Genomic DNA, 26,272 nt, shown 5'->3' on the forward strand with positions numbered 1-26,272 from the left:
TAACTGTGACTCTGGGCTGAGCGCCGCAGCTGCGGCGCCCGTTACATCGCTACGGATTAACGCACCGGCGGTGCGTATTGGATGCCGCCGTTATTCCAGAGGTTGTTCTGTCCGCGTTTGATCTTCAGCGGGCTTTCCGATCCCACGTTACGTTCAAAGATCTCCGCGTAATTTCCTACCTGCTTAATAATATGGTAAGCCCATTTGTTATCGAGCTTCAGATCTTTGCCGTAGTCACCTTCTTTGCCTAGCAGGTGAGCCATATCCGGTGTTGCCGGGTTAGCTGCTTTTTCATCAACGTTTTTCGAGTTAACACCCATCTCTTCAGCGTTCAGCATGGCGAACAGGGTCCAGCGAACAATGGAAAACCACTCGTCATCTCCACGGCGGACGACAGGTCCCAGCGGCTCTTTGGAGATAACTTCAGGCAGGACGATCCATTCTGCAGGATTGCTTAGCTTGATTCGCAGGGCATACAGCTGAGACTGGTCGGAGGCAAGCGTATCGCAGCGACCAGATTCCAGTGCCTTGGCGGATTCGTCCGATCGGTCAAAGGTGACGGGGGTGTACTTCATGTTGTTGGCCTTAAAGTAATCGGCCACGTTCAGTTCGGTATCTGTACCTGCCTGAATACACACCGTTGCGCCATCCAGTTCTTTAGCGCTCTTCAGACCAGCTTTATTGTGGGTGAGAAAACCAATGCCATCGTAATACGTTACACCAGTAAAGGACATGCCCATACCAGCATCACGAGAAGAGGTCCAGGTGGTGTTACGTGAGAGAAGATCGACTTCGCCGGACTGTAACGCTGTGAAGCGTTCTTTGGCGGTGAGTGGGGTATATTTTACTTTTGTATCATCACCGAATACGGCAGAGGCAACACCGCGGCAAACATCGACATCAATACCCGAAAATTTACCGTTCGCATCGGCGTAAGAAAAACCAGGCAAACCATCACTGATACCACATTGTACAAATCCTTTTTTCTTTACGGCATCAAGCGTTGCGCCGGCATGTGCCTGATTTGCGATCGCAAGCATCACGCCGGCCGCAGCCAGGCTGGCTATTATCATCTTTTTCATAGAGCATCCTGTGTGGAGGAATTATTGTTATGGAGACGTTTTGAAAACGTCTTTTACCTGTCTGTGGCTTTGGCCATACTCTTCTAAGCAAAGGTAGTGCCAGTTTTTTGCGACCGAATATTCGACGCAATATGCAGAGTGTAGACAGGAAAAAATAAATGCAGCGCCCTGAAGTGGTGCAAAATTGAAACGTAAGCCACATTTCGGCGCAAAAAATTTAAAATTCAGACAGGACGCAGGATAACGATTTCGGGCGGTAATATTGATGACGTGAGAATAACGATAGGAGGACATGTTGTTACGAAGAATACAAAAAATGCTAATTTCACATCGCGGATATGTGAGTGGAATCTATAATAATCTTATTCTATGATTGATGTCTTACACCAACCTTTTGTCTTATATGATAATTATCATTCTGATTAAAAGCGCGGCAGGTACCGCGCTTTTAAGAGGATTCATTTGGTTAGGGCAACGATCCCAAGTGTTAGGCCGGCAATGGCAGCAGCACCACCGGCGATTGCACCTGCTGTTTCCCAGTTATCCTGCGTGGTGCCTTTCATACAGGTATTGGTATGAACCAGGCGGCCCTGATCGTCATAGACAGGTACGCAAGGAGAATCGTGTGCACAGCCTGCCAGTAATGCTGTCAGCAATGCAACGGAAATTAATCTTTTCATGGTGTTACCTCTAAAATAAACGTTTCGCTAATAAAGCAAAGACAAACGCAAAGCCATCTGCGAAATCGAAAGCTATTTTACCACCTCTTAAAAAAAGACTGACATGAGGAATAATCTCAATTCGTGTGGTTTGTAAACATAATGAATAAAGCAGATAGCAATAAATGCTTTTTTCTGAGGGGTGAGAAAAAATAAATGGCTATCTTATTAATAAATAAAGATCTCAATATCCGGTAAAAAGGCGTCCGTAGACGCCTTTATTTTACAAATTAATCATTGTGTCGACTAAAACGTCGTCTAACGACAACAAAGAAGACAGGAACGAAGAAGATAGCGAGCAATGTGGCGGTGAGCATTCCCCCCATCACACCGGTACCAACCGCATTTTGTGCGCCACTACCTGCGCCGCGACTGATTACCAACGGCATAACCCCCAGAATAAAGGCCAGCGAAGTCATCAGGATTGGGCGAAGACGCATGCGGGAGGCTTCCAGCGTCGCTTCAATCAAGCCTTTACCCTCTTTATCCATCAGGTCTTTGGCAAATTCCACAATCAGTATGGCGTTTTTGGCAGAGAGACCGATGGTGGTAAGCAGGCCGACCTGGAAGTACACATCGTTATTCATTCCACGCAGCGACGCGGCCAGTAGCGCACCCACAACACCCAGTGGAACCACGAGCATGACGGAGAAGGGAATCGACCAACTCTCATACAATGCGGCAAGGCAAAGGAAGACAACGATTAACGAGATGGCATACAACGCAGGTGCCTGGTTACCTGACAGGCGTTCCTGGTAAGACATACCGGTCCAGTCATGACCGATACCGGTTGGCAGTTTTTCTGCCAGGCTTTCCATCATCGCCATGGCTTCACCGGTACTTCTACCCGGTGCGGCTTCTCCCAGTAGCTCCATTGATGGCATACCGTTGTAACGTTCCAGCCGCGGTGAACCATAGACCCATTGAGAAGAGCTAAATGTTGAGAATGGCACCATTTCGCCATTGGCGCTGCGGACATAGAGATTATTGATGTCTTCCGGCAACATACGGAATTTTGCATCAGCCTGGACGTACACTTTTTTCACGCGGCCGCGGTCAATGAAGTCATTGACGTAGTAGCCGCCCAGTGCAGCGGAAATGGTTTCGTTAATATCAGATAGCGAAACACCCAGCGCCTGCGCTTTTTCCTGATCGACATCCAGCTTGAACTGTGCGGTATCTTCCAGGCCATTAGGGCGTACACGAACCAGCAGGTCCGGGTGTTGGGCGACCATCCCCATCAACTGATTACGTGCCTGGGTTAACGCCGTGTGTCCCAGTCCTCCCTGGTCAATCAGCTCAAAGTCAAAGCCAGTTGCCGTGCCCAATTCAACAATGGCGGGCATGTTGAAGGGGAATACCAGGCCATCACGAATCTGGCTAAAGGCGCGGGTTGCACGGGCAATAATCGATTCAACGTTATTTTCCGTTCCGCTACGCTCTTCCCAGGGCTTGAGGCTGACAAACGCCATCCCTGAGTTTTGCCCTTGTCCGCTGAAGCTAAAGCCGTTAACCGTAAAGACGCTTTCAACGTTGGCTTTCTCCGTGTTCAGGTAGTAGTGGGTGACCTGATCCAGCACCTTTTGGGTACGTTCTTGTGTTGCGCCAGCCGGAAGTTGAATCATGGTCAGGAATACGCCCTGATCTTCTTCCGGTAGGAAGGAGGTGGGTAGGCGCATAAACAGCACCGCCATTCCCACAACGATGATCAGATAGACGACCAGATAACGTCCGGTTTTACGAATAATGCCACTGACGCTATTGGTATAGTGGTTGACGCTGTGATCGAATTTGGCATTAAACCAGCCGAAGAAGCCGCTCTTTTTCTCGTGGTGCTCTGCTGACACCGGTTTGAGCAATGTGGCACAGAGCGCAGGGGTCAAAATCAATGCGACCAGTACCGAAAGTGCCATGGCAGAAACGATGGTGATTGAGAACTGGCGGTAAATTGCCCCGGTGGAACCACCAAAGAAGGCCATCGGGATAAACACCGCAGACAGCACCATGGCGATACCCACCAACGCCCCCTGAATCTGCGACATGGATTTCTCCGTCGCCTCTTTGGGGGGGAGATTTTCTTCTATCATCACGCGTTCAACGTTCTCGACCACCACTATCGCATCATCGACCAACAGGCCGATGGCGAGTACCATCCCGAACATCGTCAGGGTGTTTATCGAGTAGCCAAACGCTGCCAGTACGGCAAAGGTACCCAGTAATACGACGGGCACGGCGATGGTTGGAATGAGCGTGGCGCGGATGTTTTGCAGAAACAGGTACATCACGAGGAACACCAACACGATCGCTTCGAACAGTGTTTTCACTACCTCATGAATAGAGATGGTGACGAACGGCGTGGTGTCATATGGGTAAACAACCTTCATTCCCTGCGGGAAGAACGGTTGCAGTTCGACCAGTTTAGCTTTAATTGCGTTGGCGGTATCCAGCGCGTTAGCACCGGTAGCCAGCTTGATACCAAGGCCGGATGCCGGTTTACCGTTAATACGGGCAACGACGTTGTAGTTTTCTCCACCTAACTCAATGCGCGCCACATCCTTCAAGTGAACAACAGAGCCATCACTGTTCACGCGTAATGTCACTTTGCCGAACTCTTGTGGATCTTTCAGGCGTGTTTGCGCAATTATCGAAGCGTTAAGCTGCTGATTAGGCAATGCAGGTGTCCCGCCTAACTGGCCTGCGGCTATCTGATCGTTTTGCACCTTCAACTGGTTAATGACATCAACCGGTGTGAGCTGGTATTTGTTCAATAAATTCGCATCCAGCCAGATACGCATGGCGTACTGTGCACCAAACAGCTGCACGTCGCCCACGCCGTTTAAACGACTGATGGAGTCTTTAATGTTTGAGGCGACATAGTCCGAGATGTCATCTTGCGTGGTCTGTGGATTGTCAGAAACAAAGCCCGCGACCATCAAAAAGCTGCTGCTTGATTTCTCAACGCCGATACCCTGCTGCTGGACTTCCTGTGGCAGTAATGGGGTCGCGAGCTGCAGTTTGTTTTGTACCTGTACCTGAGCAATATCAGGATCGGTGCCGGACTGGAACGTCAGCGTGATAGTCACGCTGCCAGCTGAGTCGCTGGTGGATGACATATACATCAGGTTATCGATACCGTTCATGTTTTGTTCGATAACCTGTGTGACCGTGTCCTGCACGGTTTGCGCATCCGCACCTGGGTAGGTTGCGGAAATCGCAACGGCAGGAGGGGCAATAGTAGGATACTGCGCCACGGGCAGCTGCATGATTGCCAGCGCACCCGCCATCATCAAAATGATGGCCAGTACCCAGGCAAAGATAGGACGCCTAATAAAAAAGTTTGCCATGTCCTGTTACCTTATTGCGCCGCAGTCGCTGCAGGGACATCGGTGGTGGCTTTAACCTGCACGCCAGGGCGCGCTTTCTGTAAACCACTTACGATGACTTTGTCACCCGACTGTAAGCCTTCGCTAATCAACCACTTGTCGCCAATAGCTTGCACGGCGACGACTGGGCGAGTTTCAGCCTGGCTCTTGTCGTTAACGACCATCACGGTGGCATCGCCGCGCGGCGTACGCGTCACGCCCTGCTGTGGAACGAGGATGGCATTGGGTTGAACGCCTTCATCAACGCGTGCGCGCACAAACATACCGGGTAGTAGAGTGTGCTGCGGGTTAGGGAATACGGCTCGGAGAGTGATTGACCCAGTGCTTTCATCAACCGTCACGTCAGAAAATTGCAACGTGCCTTTCAGCGGGTATGACTGGCCATTTTCCATCACCAGTTCGACGGTGCTGCTGGTGTTGTCTTTATGCAGACTGCCTTGTGCAATAGACTGTTTGAGGCGCATAAAGTCGTTACTGGACTGCGTCACATCGACGTAAATCGGATCGAGCTGTTGCACGGTAGCGAGCGCTGTAGCCTGACCATTAGTGACCAGCGCGCCCTCGGTGACGCTAGATTTACCGATGCGTCCGCTAATCGGTGATGTCACTTTGGTGTAGGCAAGGTTAATACGCGCGCTTTCGACAGCCGCTTTGGCGGCAATAACGGAGGCATCGGCCTGACGTGCGTCAGCAATGGCCTGATCGTATTCTTGCTGGCTGATATATTTTGTTCCGACCAGTGGAACATAGCGTTTTACCGTTAAGTGCGCGATTGCTGCCGCGGCTTCGCTTTTTGCCAGTTCACCTTTAGCGCTGTCATAGTCAGCCTGATAGGTCGCGGGATCGATCTGGTAAAGCGACTGGCCAGCTTCAACATCACTGCCTTCGGTGAAATTCCGTTTAAGTACAATCCCGCTGACCTGAGGGCGTACTTCTGCAATGCGAAATGCGCTTGTACGCCCCGGTAATTCGGTCGTCACGGCTAAGGGGGCTGACTCAACAACATGGACTGTCACCTGTGGCTCGGTGGGATGTGCCTGTGTTTCTCCTTGATCGTTACAGCCGGCGAGTAATGCAGCGGAGATGATGATGAATGAGGGCAGGAGCGAGAACCTGGCAGTTTTCGTCATTTCTATTCCTTAAAGAACCGAAGGCTCGTTATTTACCGGAGTAATGGCAGGTGATAACGCGCACAAATAAAAAATAATAGTTAGCTATCCTACAAATAATTAGCTTGCGATGTAAGCAATACTTATTTTGCGGCGTAATCCACGGCACATAAAAACAAAAAAAGAAGAAACAACTGCCCTTTCATTAAGCGAAGATTAGTCATGTTATGACTTGCATTAACACATATAGAAATAGGTATTGCATTGGTGAATGTATTTTTTCATTTTATTCACATTGTTTATTTGTGCTGAGTGTATGTAATGAAATATTTTAGAACTCGTCTAAATAAAGGCTAAGTGATACATTAATTCCGTACAGTAAATATTAGATAAGAAAGTTTATCATTCCCTACTCTGTCTCAGGCATTCGAACCATGGCGAGAAAAACGAAAGCTGATGCCCTCAAAACGCGCCAGCACCTGATTGAAACGGCGATTGTACAGTTTGCGGCACGGGGTGTCGGCAATACAACGCTTAATGACATAGCGGATGCCGCTAACGTGACGCGAGGTGCAATCTATTGGCATTTCGACAATAAGAGTCAACTGTTTAATGAGCTTTGGCTGCAGCAACCTCCCTTGCGCGATCTTATTCAGGACCAACTCATCGGACGTTGGGGTGACAATCCGCTACAGAGGCTACGGGAGAAATTAGTCGTGGGTTTGCAATATATTGCAAAAATCCCTCGCCAGCAGGCATTAATGCAAATTTTATATCATAAATGTGAATTCCATAACGATATGATATCGGAACAGGATATTCGCGATAAAATAGGCCTTTGCCATCAAAGAATACGTGATTCATTACAGAAATGTATGGATGAAAATCTTATCGCCACCAGTCTGGATTTAGACGTTATCCTGATTATTTTACACGGGAGCTTTAGTGGGATAATAAAAAACTGGTTAATGAATCCAGTCAGTTATGATCTTTATGAACAGGCGCCAGTATTAGTCGATAACGTATTAAAAATGCTAAGTCCCGATGGCTGTGTGATGCAATTTGTTGAGTGTGAAAATCAGGTAGGGTAGTTTCGGCTGATCGCAGTCAGCCGCCATGGCATGACGGCTGGAAACGCGCGTTAGCGGATGGGTTATTCAAGGTCGACGCAGTTGACCAGCTTGAGGGGATTCACCGAGTTCATATTCCGGCACTTATCATGCTCTGTTGTCATTAACTCAATCCACTGTATGAGTAGGGCATCAAAAAGAAAAACAAAGACAGCAAAAACAACCAGCCACCAATACTTGCGAATCATTACCAAATCCTGTGTATTCATACCCAAGCGTGCAGGGAATATACACGAAATCTCTATGCTGAAAAGCAGACTTACAATGCTTTTACTTTGTTGAAATTACGTTGTTCTTTTCAGCTAATCGGCTCTTTTTAGACAGGTTTTTTGTCTTTCGCTTTTTGACCTTTGCAAGGTCATTTTCTGAAAAGTGGGAGCTAATGCTCAGTCTTCTAAGCCCCATTTTTACGTATTCATCATTGACTTCGATACCGATAAATCTGCGATTCAACGCCACTGCCGTCGCGCCCGTGGTGAAGCTTCCTGCGAACGGATCTAACACTATCTCACCCGGGTTGGAGGACGCGAGAATAACGCGTTCTAACAGCGCCTGAGGTTTTTGGGTCGGGTGGTTTTCGTACTCATCCATCAGATAGCGTACGCGGGGAAAATCCCAGACGTTACCGGGCACCTTTTGATGATTGTACGGCTGAGGTGGGTTCTTTCGGTAATCGATTAGCGCGCGCTTGGCGCCCGTTTTAGCCTCAACCAGAACGTCATCACGATTAAAGGTATAGCTTTTCGAGTCTTTGACCATCATCAAGATAGGCTCATACATTGAGCCAAAGAAGTTTTTGGCCTGGACTCCCGAGCTATCATAGGACCACACGATGCGGCTTTTGATGGTGAAAAGCTGGCGACATTTGAGGTCGATATACGGCATGTTCTCCGTACTGTTCATGATGTACATGGTACCCTGCGGCGTGAGTATTCGATGGCATTCATCAATACACTCAAACAACCATGCCAGAAAGGTCTCTTCGTCCCAGGATTCTACGAGCCCGTCAAAATCTTTGCCGATGTTATAAGGTGGGTCAGCAAAAATGAGGTCGACGCTTGTAGACGGCAGTTTTTTCAGTTCGGTCAGCGCATCACCGTGGATTATCTTTTTCGATTCATCGCCAAAATAGACGGGTTCACATCCTGCGTTCATCGTCAAAGCCTCCTTATGATGCTTATAAAAAAGGCGCTTCCCCATGCCGAGTAGCGCCTTTTAAAACAAACATTTAACTGATTAGTATCAGTTCATGCCGTATTTTTTCAGTTTTTTACGCAGCGTACCACGGTTGATGCCCATCATCAGGGCAGCACGGGTCTGGTTACCGCGGGTGTATTGCATCACCATGTCCAACAGGGGCTGTTCTACTTCAGCCAGTACCAGCTCATAGAGATCATTAACATCCTGACCATTCAGTTGAGCAAAATAGTTCTTCAGTGCCTGTTTAACCGAGTCACGCAGGGGTTTTTGAGTTACCTGATCCTGAGAGTTAACGGTAGAAACGGTCAGTACGTCAGAATTTACGCGTTGTTCGAACATAGTTCTGTCAGCTCTTTATTTCTGTTTACGCAAAATTTTCGAAGTATGCCTCCAACGCCGCCAGCTGTTCGCTGGAATCTTCAATGGCGTTGAATGTGCGCCGAAACTGGTCATTTGGAGCGTGTTCCTGGAGATACCAGGATACGTGTTTACGCGCAATTCGGTACCCTTTTGCCTGACCATAAAAGTCGTGCAGTTCCCGAACGTGCGCACAAAGCAAGCGCTTCACCTCTGCCAGAGGCAGGGGGGGTAGCAGCTCCCCAGTGTCCAGATAATGCTGGATTTCCCGAAAGATCCAGGGTCTTCCCTGAGCTGCACGGCCTATCATCAGGGCATCAGCCCCCGTATAGTCGAACACAGCTCTGGCTTTATGCGGGTCAGTAATGTCGCCATTCGCGATAATCGGAATGGAAACTTTCTGCTTAACTGCCCGAATACTGTCGTACTCAGCATCTCCATTGAACAAACAGGCGCGGGTGCGTCCATGAATGGTCAGAGCCTGAATGCCACAGTCTTCAGCCAGTTGGGCAATCTCTACGCAGTTACGGTGTTCCGGAGCCCAGCCGGTGCGAATCTTGAGAGTGACAGGAACGTCCACTGCATTGACGACCTCGGTTAGTATCGATTTCACTAAATCCGGGTACTGCAAGAGGGCTGAACCTGCAAGCTTGCGATTCACTTTTTTAGCCGGACACCCCATATTGATATCAATAATTTGGGCGCCGCTTTCCACGTTAATACGTGCGGCATCGGCCATTTCAACAGGGTCGCTACCGGCAATTTGCACCGTGCGAATTCCTGGTTCATCAACGTGCACCATCCGTAAACGAGACTTATCACTTTCCCAAACCTGCGGGTTAGAAGACATCATCTCGGATACCGTCAATCCTGCTCCCATCTCGTAGCACAGAGTCCTGAATGGTCTGTCAGTGATGCCAGCCATAGGTGCTGCGATCAGGCGATTTCTGAGCTGATATTGTCCGATACGCATGAGTTAAGAAATGACCATACTGTGACTGCAAGGCGGCGTATATTACGCATTTTTTGCACGAGATGAAAGGCCAAACTTTGACCAATCCACTGAGGTGGATCAATGAATTGCCGTAAATGTGAACGGATGAAAATAATTAATTATATAAATCATTGGATTATAAAAATGTGTCTGTTTTATATACGCATATAATTTTGCGTAACTTCTCATTTTTTCTTCATCGCCTGGAGATACTGGCAAGATAATCTGCTGAATTAATCAGCAAATTATCGGGACATTGTGTGATCGTCACCTCATTTTAGTACAGGATCTCGGTGTTGCCTGATTGGCTGTCCTCAACCTCGCGACCATTCAGTGGTTGCAGTGGACGGTTGTTCATATGTCCTACGATGTACCTGAAATTTTCAAGCTGTTCGGTTGAGAGGGACATTGGCGTTTTCAGGACAATCCAGATAACGTTTTCACTACATGGCGGAATCGTCAATGAGCCGCTGTAGCGCCAGTAGACTTTATTGTCGGGCAAAAGTTGGTTGATGTTGACCGGTGAGAAGATGGGCATGTTGCTACCTTCCATGGTTGGAAAGGATTCCCACAAGTTTTTAATGGCTTGATTCGGTTCGTCAACATCAAACATGACAGCCACAATAACGGTATCACCTTGCTGATTTTTGTGGAGCAGCTGGAGCTCCATCGCGTAGTTTTTCCCCTCGATGGTGTGTTCACTCGGTGCGTGAAAATCCAATTGCTTTAAATAGTAAAGCTGATTGTCAATGTTGAGGGTATCAGGGGTATAGCTGTTCATCGTCGCCTGAAGCGTATGATTGATGCTCTGGAACCTTACTGGGCTATCGGTGTACTGCATGGTGAGTATAGGGAGCCCAAGTTTGCTGGTATCGCTGGGCTGAATATTGATAGGGGATTGATTTACCCCGGTCTGGCAACTTTTATACTCGTTGTTGATTTCCCCCCAATGTTCAGGGGAGGTATCTCCGATGCTATATCCCCATGACGATGCCTGCACTGAAAAGGACATGATGCATGCCAGCAGCAGCGTTGTTCTAACACGGATTAGATACATATATTCACCCGGTAAATGTCTGTGTTTAAAAACAAATAAAATCAAATGACTATGTTGAGTATTTTAGCGTTGGGGTGGGGGATTATTGGCTGGTGTATTGTCTGAAAATGGCGCAGCCAGAGAACTACGCCGTAAAGATTTTTTTTGACCGGTAATGCGGCACCACTCTTCTTTTTCGAGCACCAGATCGAGTGTAAAGAGATCGGCGTAGTCTTCGCAGACGCCTTCTGAGCTGGTTCTGAGGATTACTCCACGATCACGCGGCCATTGAGCGGTTGTTCTGGCCGGTTGTTGATGAGCGTGGCCGGTCCATCGGTATAGTGAATGGTTAGTATTTATTTGTTTTTAACTTCAATGAGTTAAGCAAATATTCTAGCGCAGGGACGTTGTGCGGGATGTACAAAAAACGGGAAAGACGTGGCCTGCGAAGAGGCCACGAGGGGAGTTTATTTTTTCCTGCCAGTAATGCGGCACCACTCTTCTTTCTCGATCACTGGATCGAGCGTAAAGAGATCGGCGTAGGCTTCGCAGACGCTGTCCGCCTGGCTGGCAAGAATACCGGAAAGGCCCAGTAAGCCGCCCTCAACCGGCAACACGCTGATTAACGGTGCCAGTTCACGCAATGGGCCAGCAAGGATGTTGGCAACCACCACGTCGGCTTTCATGGCTTCTGGCTGATCCTGTGGTAGGTACAGTTCCAGGCGGTCAGAAACGCCATTACGCTGCGCATTATCGCGACTTGCCTGAATGGCTTGCGGATCGATGTCTACACCAATGGCTTTGGCTGCACCTAATTTGAGTGCTGCAATAGCCAGAATGCCGGAACCGCAACCAAAGTCGATCACCGTCTTTCCGTTCAGATCGAGGCCATCCAGCCATTGCAGACACAAAGAGGTGGTTGGGTGAGTGCCGGTACCAAACGCCAGACCTGGGTCCAGCATCACGTTGACGGCGTTCTCATCCGGCACATCGCGCCAGCTTGGGCAAATCCACAGACGTTCGCCAAAGCGCATTGGGTGGAAGTTATCCATCCATTCACGCTCCCAGTCTTTATCTTCAAGCTGTTCAATTTTATGCACAAACCCCGCACCGAGCAGCGGATGCTGTTCCAGAAGGGCAACCACTTCTTTCATGTCGGTTTCTGCATCGAACAGACCCGTTACATCGGTGTCACCCCAAAGACGGGTTTCGCCCGGCAGTGGTTCAAACACCGGCGTATCATGCGTGTCCTGGAAGGTGATAGAAACGGCACCCGCTTCCATCAGCGCATCGCTCAACTCTTCTGCATTAGCACCGGTGGTGTTCAGTTTCAGTTGGATCCATGGCATGGCAAAACTCTTTATTTATCAGTAGTCAATATGGCGGCTTGCGGGGCGGCAGAACCAAAACGGTTTCCGACCAGGAAAGCCAGCAAACTTAGCAGCAACGAGGGCACAATTGGATGGAAGCCCAGGTACTGAATGTTAAAGGTAGCGAGTATGGCATACAGCACACCGCCGACAATCATGGCGCTCAGTGCGCCCGCTGCGTTCGCTCGCTCCCAGTACAGGCCCAGCACCAGCGGCCACAGGAATACCGCTTCCAGCCCGCCAAACGCCAGCAGGTTGAGCCAGATGATCATCTCTGGTGGTTTCCACGCGGCCAGCAACAACAACGCCCCCAATAACAGGGTGATCACCGCCGACATGCGCTTCAGGCGGGTTTCATTTTTCAGCTGTTCCGGGCGCAGATTCAGGTAGAGATCTTTAATGATCGTAGCGGAACTTTGCAGCAATTGGGCGTTGATCGTCGACATGATCGCCGCCATCGGTGCGGCAAGGAAGATCCCCGCAGCAATCGGTGGCAGGACTTTTACCATCAAAGTGGGGATAACCAGATCCGGTACCGTCAGGTCAGGGAGCACCGCGCGTCCTAATGCACCCGCCAGGTGCATACCAAACATCAGGATCGCCACCACAATCGTGCCGATAATCATCCCACGATGGACCGCTTTACTGTCCTTATAAGAGATACAGCGCACGGCGGTATGCGGCAGGCCAATCACGCCAAAGCACACCAGAACCCAGAACGAAGTCATAAAGGTTGGGGACAGCATGTCATCAGCGCCTTGTGGGGTCACCAATTTCGGATCGATCGTTTGCAGCGTCTCCACCGCGTTGCTGAGGCCGCCCGCTGCGTGGACCACACCCACAAGCAGAACAATGGTCCCAACTAGCATCACCATGCCTTGCATGGTGTCATTGAGCACGCTGGCACGAAATCCACCGAATGCGGTGTATAACGCAATACTGATACCAAAGATCAGCAGACCTGTTTCGTATGGAATACCCGCAGCGGTTTCCAGCAAACGTGCGCCGCCGATGAATTGCACTGTCATCGCGCCAACGAAAGCTACCAACAGGCTGAGGCTCGCCAGCCAGACCAGCAAACGGCTCTGATAGCGGGCAAACAGCATATCGTTAAGGGTGACGGCGTTGTAGCGTCGGGCCAGAATCGCAAATTTCTTGCCAAGAATACCCAGCGACAACCAGACGGCCGGCAGTTGTATCATCGCCAACAGCACCCATCCCAGCCCGTATTTATACGCGGCCCCCGGGCCACCAATAAATGAGCTTGCGCTGATGTACGTCGCGGTCAGCGTCATGGCTAAAACGACCCCGCCCATTGAGCGGCTGCCGAGGAAATATTCATTCAGGAACGTGCCGGTTGTTCTCTTTCTCATCGCGTACACAGAGAGACCAAACACCACTACCAGATAGGCGACAAGCGGCAAAATCACTTCAAGCTGCATCGTCATCCTCCAGAGGAATATCGCGATAGATAAATTTCACCATCGCCCAACACAGAACAATGAAAACCAGCGGGGTTAGCAAGCAGGCCATTTCGAACCAGTGTGGTAAGCCAGTAAAGCCCAGCGTGGAGTCTGGTAAGTAAGCGGCTACTAACCATGTAGCAAGATAGAAAAGGGTCAGCCACAGCGCCCAGCGCGCCTCTTTATGGGCCTGAACAAAACGAGCGTCCATTTTTTGTCCCTTGTGGATAAAGAAAGCGGGGATTGTACCTTATGGGACGTGCCGGAGGGGAGAAAAACAAAAGGCCGGAGGATCCGGCCTTTGCAGTTAATGCGTACTTACTTTTCCTGAAGTCCGAGTTTCTTCTCCAGGTAGTGGATATTGGAACCACCACGCTGGAAGTGCTCGTCATTCATGATGCGGATCTGCAGATCGACGTTGGTTTTGATCCCGTCGATGATCAGTTCCTGCAAGGCGTTTTTCATGCGGGCAATCGCCACGTCACGGTTTTCGCCATAACAAATAAGTTTGCCGATCATGGAGTCATAGTAAGGCGGTACGGTGTAACCCGCGTAAATATGAGACTCCCAGCGCACACCAAAACCACCCGGCGCGTGGAAACGCGTGATTTTACCCGGGCTTGGCAGGAAGGTGTTCGGGTCTTCGGCGTTGATACGGCATTCTACCGCATGGCCTTTAACCACAACTTCATCCTGCGTAATGGACAGCGGCTGACCCGCAGCGATACGCAGCTGCTCTTTGATCAGATCAACGCCGGTGATCATTTCGGTAACTGGATGCTCTACCTGGATACGGGTGTTCATTTCAATGAAATAGAACTCGCCGTTTTCGAACAGGAACTCGAAAGTACCCGCTCCACGGTAGCCGATATCCACACAGGCTTTGGAGCAACGCTCGCCGATGTAACGACGCAGTTCCGGGGTAATGCCCGGTGCTGGTGCTTCTTCGACCACTTTCTGGTGACGGCGCTGCATGGAGCAGTCACGTTCTGCCAGATAGATTGCGTTACCCTGACCGTCAGCCAACACCTGAATTTCGATGTGGCGTGGGTTCTCCAGGTATTTTTCCATGTAAACCATGTCATTGTTGAAAGCGGCTTTCGCTTCAGCTTTGGTCATGGAAATGGATTGAGCCAGTTCAGCGTCGCCACGTACAACACGCATACCGCGACCGCCGCCACCGCCGGAGGCTTTGATGATGACCGGATAGCCGATGCGCTTGGCATGGGCGCGGTTTGCGTCCATATCGTCGCCCAGCGGGCCGTCAGAACCTGGAACGGTCGGTACACCTGCTTTCTTCATGGCAGTAATTGCAGACACTTTGTCGCCCATCAGGCGGATGGTGTCGGCTTTCGGGCCGATGAAGATAAAGCCAGAGCGTTCTACCTGCTCAGCAAAGTTGGCGTTTTCAGACAGGAAGCCGTAGCCCGGGTGAATAGCGACCGCGCCAGTGATTTCAGCGGCGCTGATGATTGCCGGGATATTCAGATAGCTTTTAACAGACGGAGCCGGGCCAATACAGACCGTTTCATCTGCCAGTAATACGTGTTTTAGATCGCGATCCGCGCTTGAGTGTACAGCGACGGTCTTGATGCCCAGTTCTTTACAGGCACGAAGAATACGCAGGGCAATCTCGCCACGGTTGGCGATAACGATTTTATCCAACATGTTCGCCTCGTTACTCGATGACGACCAGCGGCTCGTCAAATTCTACCGGTTGACCACTTTCTACCAGAATCGCTTTTACCACGCCGGATTTATCGGCTTCGATCTGGTTCATCATTTTCATGGCTTCAACGATGCAAAGGGTATCGCCCGCATTCACTTTCTGGCCCACTTCGATAAACGGTTTAGCGTCAGGGCCCGGGGTGCGGTAGAAAGTACCAACCATCGGGGAACGTACGATGTGACCACTGATTTCCGCTGCAGCAGGGGCTTCCATGCTTGGCGCTGCAGTTTGCGCGACAGCGTTATACGGAGCAGGTTGTTGCATCATTGGTGCAGCATAAGCCTGTTGCATCATCGGGAAACCTGCATTTGGCGCTGCGCGGCTGATGCGTACAGACTCTTCGCCTTCAGAAATTTCCAGTTCGGAGATGCCTGATTCTTCAACCAGCTCGATCAGTTTTTTAATCTTACGAATATCCATGAGTGGGTTCCGTACTCTTTGTTTAGTGAAATTGTGACAGGCGTTTTATCGCCGTCTGTATAGCATTTGAATAACTGTTGGTGACAAGATGTCACCCCTCTCTGGCGTTGCACTGCGTGCTGCAGCCATTAAACGAGATATCAAAACTTACCAGTCATTGTGTGGCTATCTTCTGCCATTTTCGGGTAAAAGACAAAATATACCTTCAATACCCGATTGTCACCCTTTCCGCGCTGTAAAAACGCCTCCAGGGAAAGCAAGGTCGCACATTATAACCATTTCGTAGCAATTGGCAGCTAAATACTGGTCTTATCAGGGAAGATAATCAACCGCCTGCATGTAAAGAACGTGGGTTCGTCTGTGTTTTGCAACGCACTGCACATATCCCGAAACTACCGCCACCACTGGCGGAACTTCTTATAACGGCAGGCTAAAAGCACGACGGCGAGCGCGGCGTAAATGATTGGTTGCGGGGATAAAATCTTCACCGACCACAGGTAATGCACGGGGGCCAGGATCGCCACAAGATAGACGAAGTTGTGTAAAAGTTGCCAGCGTTTTCCCAGTTTCCGCTGCGCAGCCTGGGTGGAGGTGAGTGTGAGGGCAAATAACAGAGTCCAACTGATAATTCCCAGCATCAGATAAGGCCGTGTCGTTAGCTCTCGACCCAACAGACTCAGGTTGTTAATGCCCAGCTCCAGCAGCGCATAACTGGTTAAATGCAAGGTGGCCCAGGCAAAACACCAGAGTCCTAACAGGCGGCGAGTGCGTATTAAGAGTGGCTGCTTAGCGTAGCGCGCCAGCGGCGAGACCAGCAAGGTTGCCAACAAGAATTTCAGAGCCGTCCTACCGGTAAAGTGTTGAATGTCCTTGACCGGATCGGCGCTTAATTCGCCATTATTAATGGCCCAAAAGAGCCAGACAAAAGGTAAGAAGCCGGCAAGATGCAGGCAAACTTTCAGCCAGGTGATGTGTTTTGCCGTCAGACGCACTTAAAAATTCTCCCTCAAGTTAAGGCCGTGATACAGCGAAGCGACCTCATCGGCATAGCCGTTAAACAGCAGCGTAGGTTGACGCTGTACGTCGAGGATACCGCCTGCGCCAATAAAACGTTCTGTGGCTTGTGACCAGCGGGGGTGATCGACGCCGGGGTTAACATTGGCATAAAACCCATATTCATTAGGCGCCGCCATATTCCAGGTGGTCGGCGGGCGATCGCGCGTCAGCTTAATGCTGACTATCGACTTAATTCCTTTAAAACCGTATTTCCACGGTACGGTTAATCGGATAGGGGCGCCATTCTGCGGGGGAAGCGCTTTGCCATAAACGCCCACGGTGAGCAGCGTGAGCGGGTGCATGGCTTCATCAAGGCGTAAACCTTCAACGTAGGGGTATTTCAGCCCTCCGCCAATAAAGCGATCTTTCTGTCCCGGCATATCATCCGGTGCGTAGAGCGTTTCGAACGCCACATATTTCGCATTGCTGGTGGGTTCAACCAGTGCCAGCAGCTTATGTAAAGGAAAGCCAATCCACGGCACGACCATGGACCAGGCTTCTACACAGCGCATGCGATAAATGCGTTCCTCCAGCGGGAAGCGGGTGGTCAACGCATCGTGATCGAGGGTTAATGGCTTTGCCACTTCGCCACTGATTTTCAGCGTCCACGGATCGGTTTTTAAACTGCCCGCGTTGGCCGCCGGGTCTGCTTTATCGAGACCGAACTCATAGAAGTTGTTGTAGCCGGTGACTTTATCTTCCGGCGTTAACGGCAATGTATTTTGCCAGGCGGCAGGTTTCGTGAAATCAAGCGGTTTTCCGGCGGGTGCGGGCGGTCGGTCATTGCCTTTAAACCAACTTAGCAGATCGGCCTGGGCGTTGGGAGATAGGGAAAGGGCTGTCGCACTGATGCCCAGCGCTTTCAATACCTGGCGACGTTGCAGCATAAAAACAGATTCTGCCGTTACGTCGGTTTCCGTCAGTTTTTTGGATTTCATATCATCCTCCGTCATGCGTTTTGCTAAGCATGACGGAGGCACAGGCTTATCGCGAATTTATCACGAAAAATTGCAGATTAGGCGATTTTCACCAGCGTGCGGCCCTGCACCTGATTATTAATGATGGCGTCAGCAAGCTTCGGCGCGTCGGCGAGCGTAATTTCAGTTGCGGCCTGAGCGTAGAAAGATTCCGGCAGGTCAGTGACCAGACGTTGCCAGGCCTGAGCACGACGCGCTGCTGGCGTCATAACGGAATCAACACCTTGTAGGCGCACATTGCGCAAAATGAATGGCATCACCGTGGTGGGCAGTGCAAAACCACCTGCCAGACCACAGGCAGCAACGCAGCCACCATAGTTCATCTGCGCGAGGACTTTTGCCAGTACTTTGTCGCCAACGGTATCAATGGCGCCAGCCCACAGCTGTTTTTCCAGCGGGCGAGTTTCAGCAAATTCATCACGACCGAGGATTCGGTTGGCGCCCAGACTACGCAGATAGTCGTGCGTGCTTTCGCGACCCGATACCGCTGCAACCTGATACCCCAGCTTGTGCAGTAACGCAACGGCAGTGCTACCCACGCCGCCGCTGGCACCGGTGACAACAATCTCACCGTCTTGCGGGCGAATACCGGCATCTTCAAGCGCCATCACGCACAGCATGGCGGTAAAACCGGCAGTGCCGATGATCATCGCGTTGCGGCTACTCAGTCCATTTGGTAGCGCAACCAGCCAGTCACCTTTTACACGAGCCCGTTCGGACAGTCCGCCCCAATGGTTTTCGCCCACGCCCCAACCGGTCAGCAACACCTCCTGACCAGCGTGAAAACGGGGATCTTCACTGTGGCGAACGGTACCGGCGAAATCGATACCAGGAATCATCGGAAAATTACGGATAATTTTTCCCTTGCCGGTGATGGCCAGGGCATCTTTATAGTTCAGGCTCGACCAGTGAACATCCACCGTCACATCGCCTTCCGGTAGCTGATTTTCGTCGAGGGGTTGAACGGATGCGAGGGTTTTACCGTCCTGCTGTTCTAAGATCAAAGCCTGCATAACCTGTCCTCAATTCATATAGTGGATTGGAAAATGAATGATGAAGACTATACTCGTTAATCAAAACATGATGCCGATTCTGCGCAATAAATTGCCAGATATACCTGATTTGGTAGTATGCCCACACTATTTATGTAAATTGACGGATTTCGCGTTCATTTTTGCATTTTCGTGTCGCTTTTCCATTTTCATGCCTAATTCATAACTGTCGGAGTTAACACAAGGATGCGATTAACGACGAAATTTTCAGCTTTTGTGACTTTGCTCACAGGGTTAACGATCTTCGTGACGCTGATCGGCTGCTCGCTGAGTTTCTACAATGCGATCCAATATAAGTTCACTAGTCGTGTCCATGCCGTCGCGACGGCGATCGACACGCACCTGGTCTCTAAAGATTTTGTCACCTTAACGCCGCAAATAGACGAGCTGATGGTGTCGGTTGATATCGTTCGCGTTGAGCTGCTGCAGGGGGAAAGCAAGGTTTATAGCCATTCCCGCACCAGCAGTTATCGCCCGGCGGGAACAAACAATCTGTACCGTGAGATCACCGTCCCTTTGCTCAAGCATCCGGGGATGTCGCTGCGCCTGGTGTATCAGGATCCGATGGGCAATTATTTCCATTCGCTGATGACCACCGCACCGCTCACGCTATCGATTGGTTTTATTATCCTGATGTTATTTTTGTCGGTGCGCTGGTTACAGCGCCAGCTTTCCGGGCAGGAACTGTTGGAGATTCGTTCCACGCGGATCCTTAACGGTGAACGTGGGCCGAACGTGCGGGGAACCGTGTATGAATGGCCGGCGCGCACCAGCAGTGCGCTCGATATGCTGCTCACCGAAATTCAAAGCGCTCGCGAGCAGCGCAGCAGGCTGGATACGCTTATCCGATCGTATGTGGCGCAGGATACAAAAACCGGACTCAGCAATCGTCTGTTTTTTGACAATCAACTGGCGACGCTGCTGGAAGATCAGGAGAAAGTGGGCGCCCACGGCGTGGTAATGATGGTGCGTTTGCCGGACTTTACGCTTTTGCGCGACAGTTGGGGGGGGGATCTTGCGGAAGAACAAATCTCGGCGCTGGTCAATTTATTATCGACCTTTATTGCGCGTTATCCTGGGGCGCTGTTGGCGCGCTACCACCGTAGCGATTTTGCCATCCTGCTGCCGCACCGCACCTTGAAAGAGGCGGAAAGCATCGCTGGGCAGTTATTAAAAGCGGTCGATGCCCTTCCGACTAACAAAAAAATTGATCGTGCCGATATGATTCATATTGGCATTTGCGTCTGTCGCAGCGGCCAGTCCGCTGAACAGGTGATGGAGCACGCTGAAGCGGCAACCCGGAACTCGGTATTACAGGGCGGGAACAGTTGGTCAGTTTATGATGACTCGCTGCCGGAAAAAGGTCGGGGTAATGTACGCTGGCGCACGCTCATTGAGCAGATGCTCAGTCGGGGCGGTCCAAGGCTCTATCAGAAACCCGCGGTCACCCATGAAGGACGAGTACACCATCGGGAATTAATGTGCCGCATTTTTGATGGCAGTGAAGAGGTTATCTCGGCGGAATATATGCCGATGGTGCTGCAATTTGGCCTGGCGGAAGAATATGACCGTTTGCAGATTAGCCGTCTGATCTTGTTATTGGGATATTGGCCGCAGGAAAGTCTGGCGATCCAGACGACGGTTGAGTCACTTATTCGACCGCGTTTTCAGCGTTGGCTGCGTGATACCTTGATGCAGTGCGAAAAATCGCTGCGAAAACGCATAATTATTGAACTTGCTGAGGCAGATGTTTGTCAACACATCAGCCGGTTACAGCCCGTTATTCGTTTGATGGATGCGCTGGGTGTTCGCATTGCCGTGACGCAGGCGGGGTTGACGCTGGTGAGTACCAGTTGGATTAAAGAACTCAATGTCGAGCTCTTGAAGCTTCATCCAAGTCTGGTGAGAAACATTGATAAACGTACGGAGAACCAGCTGTTGGTTCAGAGCCTGGTGGAGGCCTGCTCAGGCACGCCAACGCAGGTGTATGCCACTGGCGTTCGTTCGCGTAGTGAGTGGCGTACGCTGACAGAACGTGGAGTCGCGGGTGGGCAAGGGGATTTTTTTGCCGCATCACAGCCACTTGACACAAACGTGAAAAAATATTCGCAAAGATACTCGGTTTAACCTGCCGTTTAATTTGTTTTCACGTAGAATAACGCGCGTTGTGCCTTCTGGGGGTGTGCTTGTCTGCTCGCCAGAATGTAACAGCAAACATGCAGGTGAATGACCTTTGACAGGTTGCAAACAAAAGCGAGGAGTGCTGCTGATTTTTTCAGCCCTGATGGACTCAGGCCGGTTTTGTAACAAAGGAAACGAACTGCACTAATTTTCACCGTAGCAGATGATTTTTCCGCCTTGTCGCTGCTGCGTGTGGTTGGTAAAGTAAGCGGATTTTGTTTTCCGCCCCAGCTTTCAGGATTATCCCTTAGTATGTTGAAAAAATTTCGTGGCATGTTTTCCAATGACCTGTCCATTGACCTGGGTACCGCGAATACCCTTATTTATGTAAAAGGACAAGGCATCGTATTGAATGAGCCTTCTGTTGTGGCCATTCGACAGGATCGTGCCGGTTCGCCGAAAAGCGTGGCAGCAGTAGGTCATGATGCGAAGCAGATGCTGGGTCGTACGCCGGGCAACATTGCTGCAATTCGCCCAATGAAAGACGGCGTTATCGCTGACTTCTTCGTGACTGAAAAAATGCTTCAGCACTTTATCAAACAAGTGCACAGCAACAGCTTTATGCGCCCAAGCCCGCGCGTGCTGGTGTGTGTTCCGGTTGGCGCAACTCAGGTTGAACGTCGTGCCATTCGTGAGTCTGCTCAGGGTGCCGGTGCGCGTGAAGTATTCCTGATTGAAGAGCCGATGGCGGCAGCGATCGGTGCAGGTCTGCCTGTTTCCGAAGCAACCGGTTCTATGGTTGTGGATATCGGTGGTGGTACCACTGAAGTTGCCGTTATCTCCCTGAACGGCGTCGTTTACTCCTCCTCCGTACGTATCGGTGGTGACCGTTTCGATGAAGCCATCATTAATTATGTGCGTCGTAACTATGGTTCCCTGATCGGCGAAGCGACCGCTGAACGTATCAAACACGAAATCGGATCGGCTTATCCGGGCGACGAAGTGCTTGAGATCGAAGTTCGCGGCCGTAACCTGGCTGAAGGCGTTCCACGTGGCTTTACCCTGAACTCTAACGAGATTCTGGAAGCGCTGCAGGAACCGCTGACCGGTATCGTCAGCGCGGTCATGGTTGCCCTGGAACAATGTCCGCCAGAACTGGCGTCTGACATCTCCGAGCGCGGTATGGTGTTAACCGGCGGTGGTGCACTGCTGCGTAACCTTGACCGTCTGTTAATGGAAGAGACCGGTATTCCAGTCGTTGTTGCTGAAGATCCGCTGACCTGTGTGGCGCGCGGCGGCGGCAAGGCGCTGGAAATGATCGATATGCACGGCGGCGACCTGTTCAGCGAAGAGTAATCGGATACCGGCAGGGTTAACATCCGATTGCCCTGCCGAATCTGATACGAGAATACGCAAACTTATGAAGCCAATTTTTAGCCGTGGCCCGTCGCTACAGATTCGCCTTATTCTGGCGGTGCTGGTGGCGCTCGGCGTTATTATTGCCGACAGCCGCCTGGGTATGTTTAGTCAAATCCGAACATACATGGATACCGCCGTCAGTCCTTTCTACTTTATTTCTAATGGTCCCCGTGAATTACTCGATGGCGTGTCGCAAACGCTGGCCTCGCGTGACCAACTTGAACTTGAAAACCGGGCGCTGCGTCAGGAACTGCTGCTGAAAAACAGTGAACTGCTGATGCTGGGGCAATATAAACAGGAGAACGCGCGCTTGCGCGAGCTGCTGGGATCGCCGCTGCGCCAGGATGAACAAAAGATGGTGACTCAGGTCATCTCAACGGTTAATGACCCTTACAGCGATCAGGTAGTTATCGACAAGGGTAGCGTGAACGGTGTCTATGAAGGGCAGCCGGTCATCAGCGACAAAGGCGTTGTGGGCCAGGTTGTTGCCGTGGCGAAACTGACCAGTCGCGTGCTGCTGATTTGTGATGCCACCCATGCGCTACCAATCCAGGTATTGCGTAACGATATCCGCGTGATTGCTGCCGGTAACGGTTGTACGGACGATCTGCAGCTCGAGCATCTGCCGGCTAATACCGACATTCGCGTTGGCGACGTGCTGGTAACCTCCGGTCTGGGCGGCCGCTTCCCTGAAGGCTATCCGGTTGCCGTGGTCTCTTCCGTTAAACTGGACACTCAGCGTGCTTACACCGTGATTCAGGCGCGTCCGACGGCAGGGTTACAGCGTCTGCGTTACCTGCTGCTGTTGTGGGGGGCGGATCGTAATGGCGCCAATCCGATGACGCCGGAAGAAGTGCATCGCGTAGCCAATGAGCGTCTGATGCAAATGATGCCGCAGGTTCTGCCTGCACCGGACGCGATGGGCCCGCCTGCGCCTGTTCCTGCACCAGCGACTGGCGTGACGCCGACGCCAGCAACGACAACGCCGCCAGCACCTTCTCCGCGTAAGCCGGGAGGGCAGTAAGTGGCAAGCTATCGTAGTCAGGGGCGTTGGGTTATTTGGCTCTCGTTCCTTATCGCACTTTTACTGCAAGTCATGCCCTGGCCGGACGACATTCTTGTTTACCGGCCAAACTGGGTGCTGCTCATCTTGTTGTATTGGATCCTGGCACTGCCGCATCGCGTAAATGTGGGCACAGGATTTGTGGTGGGTGCCATACTGGATCTCATTAGCGGCTCCACACTTGGCGTGCGGGCTTTGTCGATGAGTATCATTGCCTACCTGGTTGCGCTGAAATTCCAGCTATTCCGTAACCTGGCGCTCTGGCAACAGGCGCTGGTGGTTATGTTGTTATCACTGGTCGTGGACATTATTGTTTTCTGGGCCGAGTTTTTAGTGATCAACGTCTCTTTCAGACCTGAAGTGTTCTGGAGTAGTGTAGTAAATGGTGTGCTTTGGCCATGGCTATTTTTACTGATGCGTAAAGTCCGCCAGCAGTTTGCGGTGCAATAAGGTTGATATGAATACTCTGTATCTGGCTTCAGGTTCCCCACGCCGTCAGGAATTATTGACCCAACTTGGCGTCACCTTTGAACGGCTGGTTCCAGGGATTGAGGAACAGCGTCATCCGCAAGAGAGCGCGCAGCAGTATGTTGTTCGCCTGGCGCGTGAGAAGGCGCAGGCTGGTGTTGCGCTGGCTGCGCGAGATTTACCGGTGCTGGGGGCTGATACCATTGTCATCCTGAATGGCGAAGTGCTGGAAAAACCGCACGACGCCGCGCATGCGGCCGCAATGCTGCATAAGCTGTCAGGCAAAACACATCAGGTGATGACGGCGGTGGCATTAGCCGATCGTCAGCACAGTCTGGACTGCCTGGTGGTTACGGACGTCACGTTCAGAGCACTAACAGATGAGGACATCGCGGGCTATGTTGCCAGCGGTGAACCGATGGATAAAGCAGGTGCATACGGTATTCAAGGGTTGGGTGGTTGTTTTGTCAGGAAGATAAATGGCAGCTATCACGCCGTGGTCGGCTTACCGCTGGTAGAAACGTATGAGTTGCTGAGCAATTTTAACGCACTGCGTGAAAAAAGGGATAAACATGACGGCTGAATTGTTGGTAAACGTAACGCCCTCGGAAACACGCGTGGCGTACATTGATGGCGGTATTCTGCAGGAAATTCATATTGAACGTGAGGCGCGACGCGGAATCGTAGGCAATATCTACAAAGGTCGTGTAAGTCGTGTACTTCCGGGTATGCAGGCGGCTTTTGTAGATATTGGGCTGGATAAAGCCGCTTTTCTTCACGCTTCAGACATCATGCCGCACACCGAATGCGTGGCGGGTGAAGAACAGAAGCAGTTCACCGTGCGCGACATCTCCGAACTGGTTCGTCAGGGCCAGGACCTGATGGTACAGGTGGTCAAAGATCCGCTGGGCACCAAGGGCGCTCGCCTGACGACAGACATCACGCTGCCTTCCCGTTACCTGGTCTTTATGCCTGGTGCTTCGCACGTTGGGGTTTCCCAGCGTATCGAAAGCGAAACCGAGCGTGAACGCCTGAAAAAAGTGGTGGCGGATTACTGCGATGAGCAGGGCGGATTTATTATTCGTACGGCTGCAGAAGGCGTGTGCGAGGACGATCTGGCCTCAGATGCGGCGTATCTCAAGCGTGTCTGGACCAAAGTCATGGAGCGCAAAAAACGCCCGCAAACCCGTTACCAGATGTACGGCGAGCTGGCGCTGGCGCAACGCGTGTTGCGTGATTTTGCTGATGCTCAGCTCGACAGGATCCGCGTGGACTCCCGTCTGACCTACGAAGCGTTACTGGAGTTTACAGCAGAATACATCCCTGAGATGACCAGCAAGCTGGAACATTACAGTGGACGACAGCCCATTTTCGATCTCTTTGATGTGGAAAATGAAATTCAGCGTGCGCTGGAACGCAAGGTTGAGCTGAAATCCGGTGGCTATTTGATTATCGATCAAACCGAAGCCATGACCACCGTGGATATCAATACCGGTGCGTTCGTTGGGCATCGTAATCTCGATGACACCATCTTTAATACCAATATTGAAGCTACGCAGGCGATTGCGCGTCAGCTGCGTCTGCGTAACCTGGGCGGCATTATCATTATCGATTTTATCGACATGAGTAATGAAGATCACCGCCGCCGGGTGCTGCACTCTCTGGAGCAGGCGCTGAGTAAAGATCGCGTTAAAACCAGTATTAACGGCTTTTCACAGCTGGGGCTGGTGGAGATGACGCGTAAGCGCACGCGTGAAAGCGTGGAGCATGTGCTATGCAACGAGTGCCCGACCTGCCACGGACGCGGTACGGTCAAAACGGTCGAAACCGTATGCTATGAAATTATGCGGGAGATCGTGCGTGTCCATCATGCTTACGACTCCGATCGTTTCCTGGTCTATGCTTCTCCGGCCGTGGCGGAAGCCCTGAAAGGTGAAGAGTCACACGCGCTGGCGGAAGTGGAAATTTTTGTCGGTAAGCAGGTTAAAGTACAAATCGAACCGCTCTATAACCAGGAGCAGTTCGACGTCGTTATGATGTAGTTAACCACCTGATGGCGATACCTTGTAGGCCGGATAAGGCGTTCACGCCGCCATCCGGCAAAACGATTTTGTGAGTCACATT

General features: G+C 51.1%; 25 protein-coding genes and 1 pseudogene. 7 read left to right on the top strand and 19 right to left on the bottom strand.

Annotation, left to right across the window (positions count from 1 at the left end; translation table 11 throughout):
• Nucleotides 1–56 precede the first annotated feature (56 nt).
• From IB214_RS02110 to IB214_RS02125, 4 genes are all read right to left on the bottom strand, one after another.
• Nucleotides 57–1,082, bottom strand: coding sequence for an amino acid ABC transporter substrate-binding protein (locus IB214_RS02110; protein WP_096755451.1), 1,026 nt, complete (start codon nt 1,080–1,082; stop codon nt 57–59).
• Between the two features lie 458 nt (nt 1,083–1,540).
• The gene (locus IB214_RS02115) at nt 1,541–1,762 is read right to left on the bottom strand and encodes a lipoprotein (RefSeq protein ID WP_096755452.1); all 222 of its coding nucleotides are present in this window, start codon (nt 1,760–1,762) and stop codon (nt 1,541–1,543) included.
• 269 nt (nt 1,763–2,031) lie between these two features.
• A complete protein-coding gene (locus IB214_RS02120) occupies nt 2,032–5,145 on the bottom strand; it encodes an efflux RND transporter permease subunit (RefSeq protein ID WP_117342760.1) in 3,114 nt (1,037 codons plus the stop codon).
• 11 nt (nt 5,146–5,156) lie between these two features.
• Nucleotides 5,157–6,314 (bottom strand): efflux RND transporter periplasmic adaptor subunit, encoded by a 1,158-nt coding sequence (locus IB214_RS02125; protein ID WP_115257348.1) that lies wholly within the window; start codon nt 6,312–6,314, stop codon nt 5,157–5,159.
• 413 nt (nt 6,315–6,727) lie between these two features.
• On the opposite strand from IB214_RS02125, the gene envR reads away from it, so the two are divergent.
• On the top strand, nt 6,728–7,384 hold the full coding sequence (gene envR, locus IB214_RS02130; RefSeq protein ID WP_117342759.1) for an acrEF/envCD operon transcriptional regulator: 657 nt from the start codon (nt 6,728–6,730) through the stop codon (nt 7,382–7,384).
• 62 nt (nt 7,385–7,446) lie between these two features.
• Here the strand turns inward: envR and IB214_RS02135 are convergent, their stop codons facing one another.
• The 14 genes and pseudogenes from IB214_RS02135 to IB214_RS02200 form a co-directional block, all read right to left on the bottom strand.
• Nucleotides 7,447–7,611, bottom strand: coding sequence for a DUF2556 family protein (locus tag IB214_RS02135; protein WP_003025279.1), 165 nt, complete (start codon nt 7,609–7,611; stop codon nt 7,447–7,449).
• Nucleotides 7,612–7,693: 82 nt separating this feature from the next.
• The gene (gene yhdJ / locus IB214_RS02140) at nt 7,694–8,578 is read right to left on the bottom strand and encodes an adenine-specific DNA-methyltransferase (RefSeq protein WP_117342758.1); all 885 of its coding nucleotides are present in this window, start codon (nt 8,576–8,578) and stop codon (nt 7,694–7,696) included.
• Nucleotides 8,579–8,665: 87 nt separating this feature from the next.
• The gene (gene fis, locus IB214_RS02145; protein ID WP_000462905.1) at nt 8,666–8,962 is read right to left on the bottom strand and encodes a DNA-binding transcriptional regulator Fis; all 297 of its coding nucleotides are present in this window, start codon (nt 8,960–8,962) and stop codon (nt 8,666–8,668) included.
• A 25-nt stretch (nt 8,963–8,987) separates the two neighbouring features.
• The gene (dusB, locus tag IB214_RS02150) at nt 8,988–9,953 is read right to left on the bottom strand and encodes a tRNA dihydrouridine synthase DusB (RefSeq protein WP_096755457.1); all 966 of its coding nucleotides are present in this window, start codon (nt 9,951–9,953) and stop codon (nt 8,988–8,990) included.
• A 298-nt stretch (nt 9,954–10,251) separates the two neighbouring features.
• On the bottom strand, nt 10,252–11,031 hold the full coding sequence (locus IB214_RS02155; RefSeq protein ID WP_117342757.1) for a carbonic anhydrase family protein: 780 nt from the start codon (nt 11,029–11,031) through the stop codon (nt 10,252–10,254).
• 138 nt (nt 11,032–11,169) lie between these two features.
• A pseudogene (gene prmA / locus IB214_RS02160) lies at nt 11,170–11,277 on the bottom strand (50S ribosomal protein L11 methyltransferase); the annotation flags it as partial.
• 200 nt (nt 11,278–11,477) lie between these two features.
• Nucleotides 11,478–12,359, bottom strand: a complete 882-nt coding sequence (prmA, locus tag IB214_RS02165) for a 50S ribosomal protein L11 methyltransferase (RefSeq protein WP_096755458.1) — start codon at nt 12,357–12,359, stop codon at nt 11,478–11,480.
• An 11-nt stretch (nt 12,360–12,370) separates the two neighbouring features.
• Nucleotides 12,371–13,822, bottom strand: a complete 1,452-nt coding sequence (gene panF / locus IB214_RS02170) for a sodium/pantothenate symporter (RefSeq protein ID WP_096755459.1) — start codon at nt 13,820–13,822, stop codon at nt 12,371–12,373.
• Nucleotides 13,812–14,054: a YhdT family protein gene (locus IB214_RS02175; RefSeq protein WP_096755460.1), complete on the bottom strand. Its 243-nt coding sequence runs from the start codon at nt 14,052–14,054 to the stop codon at nt 13,812–13,814. The genes panF and IB214_RS02175 overlap by 11 nt, the downstream gene beginning before the upstream one ends.
• A gap of 107 nt (nt 14,055–14,161) precedes the next feature.
• Nucleotides 14,162–15,511 (bottom strand): acetyl-CoA carboxylase biotin carboxylase subunit, encoded by a 1,350-nt coding sequence (gene accC / locus IB214_RS02180; RefSeq protein ID WP_096755461.1) that lies wholly within the window; start codon nt 15,509–15,511, stop codon nt 14,162–14,164.
• A gap of 10 nt (nt 15,512–15,521) precedes the next feature.
• Nucleotides 15,522–15,992, bottom strand: coding sequence for an acetyl-CoA carboxylase biotin carboxyl carrier protein (gene accB / locus IB214_RS02185; RefSeq protein ID WP_096755462.1), 471 nt, complete (start codon nt 15,990–15,992; stop codon nt 15,522–15,524).
• A 392-nt stretch (nt 15,993–16,384) separates the two neighbouring features.
• Entirely contained in the window at nt 16,385–16,984 is a 600-nt protein-coding gene (gene msrQ, locus IB214_RS02190) for a protein-methionine-sulfoxide reductase heme-binding subunit MsrQ (RefSeq protein ID WP_117342756.1), read from the bottom strand.
• Complete coding sequence (gene msrP, locus IB214_RS02195; protein WP_117342755.1) at nt 16,985–17,986, bottom strand: protein-methionine-sulfoxide reductase catalytic subunit MsrP; 1,002 nt, start codon at nt 17,984–17,986, stop codon at nt 16,985–16,987.
• 77 nt (nt 17,987–18,063) lie between these two features.
• Nucleotides 18,064–19,038 carry an MDR family oxidoreductase gene (locus IB214_RS02200; RefSeq protein WP_117342754.1) on the bottom strand — a complete coding sequence of 325 codons (975 nt, stop codon included), beginning with the start codon at nt 19,036–19,038 and terminating at the stop codon, nt 18,064–18,066.
• Nucleotides 19,039–19,263: 225 nt separating this feature from the next.
• On the opposite strand from IB214_RS02200, the gene csrD reads away from it, so the two are divergent.
• A complete protein-coding gene (csrD, locus tag IB214_RS02205; RefSeq protein WP_117342753.1) occupies nt 19,264–21,204 on the top strand; it encodes an RNase E specificity factor CsrD in 1,941 nt (646 codons plus the stop codon).
• 8 nt (nt 21,205–21,212) lie between these two features.
• On the opposite strand, the gene IB214_RS02210 is transcribed toward csrD, so the two are convergent.
• Nucleotides 21,213–21,533 (bottom strand): hypothetical protein, encoded by a 321-nt coding sequence (locus IB214_RS02210; protein WP_153880057.1) that lies wholly within the window; start codon nt 21,531–21,533, stop codon nt 21,213–21,215.
• Between IB214_RS02210 and mreB the strand changes: the two genes are divergently transcribed.
• The 5 genes from mreB (at nt 21,511) to rng (ending at nt 26,190) form a co-directional block, all read left to right on the top strand.
• Nucleotides 21,511–22,554 carry a rod shape-determining protein MreB gene (gene mreB, locus IB214_RS02215; protein WP_034498906.1) on the top strand — a complete coding sequence of 348 codons (1,044 nt, stop codon included), beginning with the start codon at nt 21,511–21,513 and terminating at the stop codon, nt 22,552–22,554. The genes IB214_RS02210 and mreB overlap by 23 nt on opposite strands.
• A 64-nt stretch (nt 22,555–22,618) precedes the next feature.
• On the top strand, nt 22,619–23,641 hold the full coding sequence (mreC, locus tag IB214_RS02220) for a rod shape-determining protein MreC (RefSeq protein WP_096755467.1): 1,023 nt from the start codon (nt 22,619–22,621) through the stop codon (nt 23,639–23,641).
• Complete coding sequence (gene mreD, locus IB214_RS02225; RefSeq protein WP_103928680.1) at nt 23,642–24,130, top strand: rod shape-determining protein MreD; 489 nt, start codon at nt 23,642–23,644, stop codon at nt 24,128–24,130. It begins immediately after the preceding gene.
• 7 nt (nt 24,131–24,137) lie between these two features.
• Nucleotides 24,138–24,731 (top strand): nucleoside triphosphate pyrophosphatase, encoded by a 594-nt coding sequence (locus IB214_RS02230; protein ID WP_115257357.1) that lies wholly within the window; start codon nt 24,138–24,140, stop codon nt 24,729–24,731.
• Nucleotides 24,721–26,190: a ribonuclease G gene (gene rng, locus IB214_RS02235; RefSeq protein WP_096755470.1), complete on the top strand. Its 1,470-nt coding sequence runs from the start codon at nt 24,721–24,723 to the stop codon at nt 26,188–26,190. Before IB214_RS02230 ends, rng begins: the two co-directional genes overlap by 11 nt.
• Nucleotides 26,191–26,272: the final 82 nt, after the last annotated feature.

The sequence above is a fragment of the Citrobacter sp. C1 genome (assembly GCF_014596895.2).
In the GTDB taxonomy this organism is placed as follows: Bacteria; Pseudomonadota; Gammaproteobacteria; order Enterobacterales; family Enterobacteriaceae; genus Citrobacter; species Citrobacter gillenii.

What these genes read in the sequence shown, in the direction of transcription:
- IB214_RS02110 (WP_096755451.1), bottom strand. Translation starts at nt 1,082, where the DNA reads ATGAAAAAGATGATAATAGCCAGCCTGGCTGCGGCCGGCGTGATGCTT.
- IB214_RS02115 (WP_096755452.1), bottom strand. Translation starts at nt 1,762, where the DNA reads ATGAAAAGATTAATTTCCGTTGCATTGCTGACAGCATTACTGGCAGGC.
- IB214_RS02120 (WP_117342760.1), bottom strand. Translation starts at nt 5,145, where the DNA reads ATGGCAAACTTTTTTATTAGGCGTCCTATCTTTGCCTGGGTACTGGCC.
- IB214_RS02125 (WP_115257348.1), bottom strand. Translation starts at nt 6,314, where the DNA reads ATGACGAAAACTGCCAGGTTCTCGCTCCTGCCCTCATTCATCATCATC.
- envR (WP_117342759.1), top strand. Translation starts at nt 6,728, where the DNA reads ATGGCGAGAAAAACGAAAGCTGATGCCCTCAAAACGCGCCAGCACCTG.
- IB214_RS02135 (WP_003025279.1), bottom strand. Translation starts at nt 7,611, where the DNA reads ATGATTCGCAAGTATTGGTGGCTGGTTGTTTTTGCTGTCTTTGTTTTT.
- yhdJ (WP_117342758.1), bottom strand. Translation starts at nt 8,578, where the DNA reads ATGAACGCAGGATGTGAACCCGTCTATTTTGGCGATGAATCGAAAAAG.
- fis (WP_000462905.1), bottom strand. Translation starts at nt 8,962, where the DNA reads ATGTTCGAACAACGCGTAAATTCTGACGTACTGACCGTTTCTACCGTT.
- dusB (WP_096755457.1), bottom strand. Translation starts at nt 9,953, where the DNA reads ATGCGTATCGGACAATATCAGCTCAGAAATCGCCTGATCGCAGCACCT.
- IB214_RS02155 (WP_117342757.1), bottom strand. Translation starts at nt 11,031, where the DNA reads ATGTATCTAATCCGTGTTAGAACAACGCTGCTGCTGGCATGCATCATG.
- prmA (WP_096755458.1), bottom strand. Translation starts at nt 12,359, where the DNA reads ATGCCATGGATCCAACTGAAACTGAACACCACCGGTGCTAATGCAGAA.
- panF (WP_096755459.1), bottom strand. Translation starts at nt 13,822, where the DNA reads ATGCAGCTTGAAGTGATTTTGCCGCTTGTCGCCTATCTGGTAGTGGTG.
- IB214_RS02175 (WP_096755460.1), bottom strand. Translation starts at nt 14,054, where the DNA reads ATGGACGCTCGTTTTGTTCAGGCCCATAAAGAGGCGCGCTGGGCGCTG.
- accC (WP_096755461.1), bottom strand. Translation starts at nt 15,511, where the DNA reads ATGTTGGATAAAATCGTTATCGCCAACCGTGGCGAGATTGCCCTGCGT.
- accB (WP_096755462.1), bottom strand. Translation starts at nt 15,992, where the DNA reads ATGGATATTCGTAAGATTAAAAAACTGATCGAGCTGGTTGAAGAATCA.
- msrP (WP_117342755.1), bottom strand. Translation starts at nt 17,986, where the DNA reads ATGAAATCCAAAAAACTGACGGAAACCGACGTAACGGCAGAATCTGTT.
- IB214_RS02200 (WP_117342754.1), bottom strand. Translation starts at nt 19,038, where the DNA reads ATGCAGGCTTTGATCTTAGAACAGCAGGACGGTAAAACCCTCGCATCC.
- csrD (WP_117342753.1), top strand. Translation starts at nt 19,264, where the DNA reads ATGCGATTAACGACGAAATTTTCAGCTTTTGTGACTTTGCTCACAGGG.
- mreB (WP_034498906.1), top strand. Translation starts at nt 21,511, where the DNA reads ATGTTGAAAAAATTTCGTGGCATGTTTTCCAATGACCTGTCCATTGAC.
- IB214_RS02210 (WP_153880057.1), bottom strand. Translation starts at nt 21,533, where the DNA reads ATGCCACGAAATTTTTTCAACATACTAAGGGATAATCCTGAAAGCTGG.
- mreC (WP_096755467.1), top strand. Translation starts at nt 22,619, where the DNA reads ATGAAGCCAATTTTTAGCCGTGGCCCGTCGCTACAGATTCGCCTTATT.
- IB214_RS02230 (WP_115257357.1), top strand. Translation starts at nt 24,138, where the DNA reads ATGAATACTCTGTATCTGGCTTCAGGTTCCCCACGCCGTCAGGAATTA.
- rng (WP_096755470.1), top strand. Translation starts at nt 24,721, where the DNA reads ATGACGGCTGAATTGTTGGTAAACGTAACGCCCTCGGAAACACGCGTG.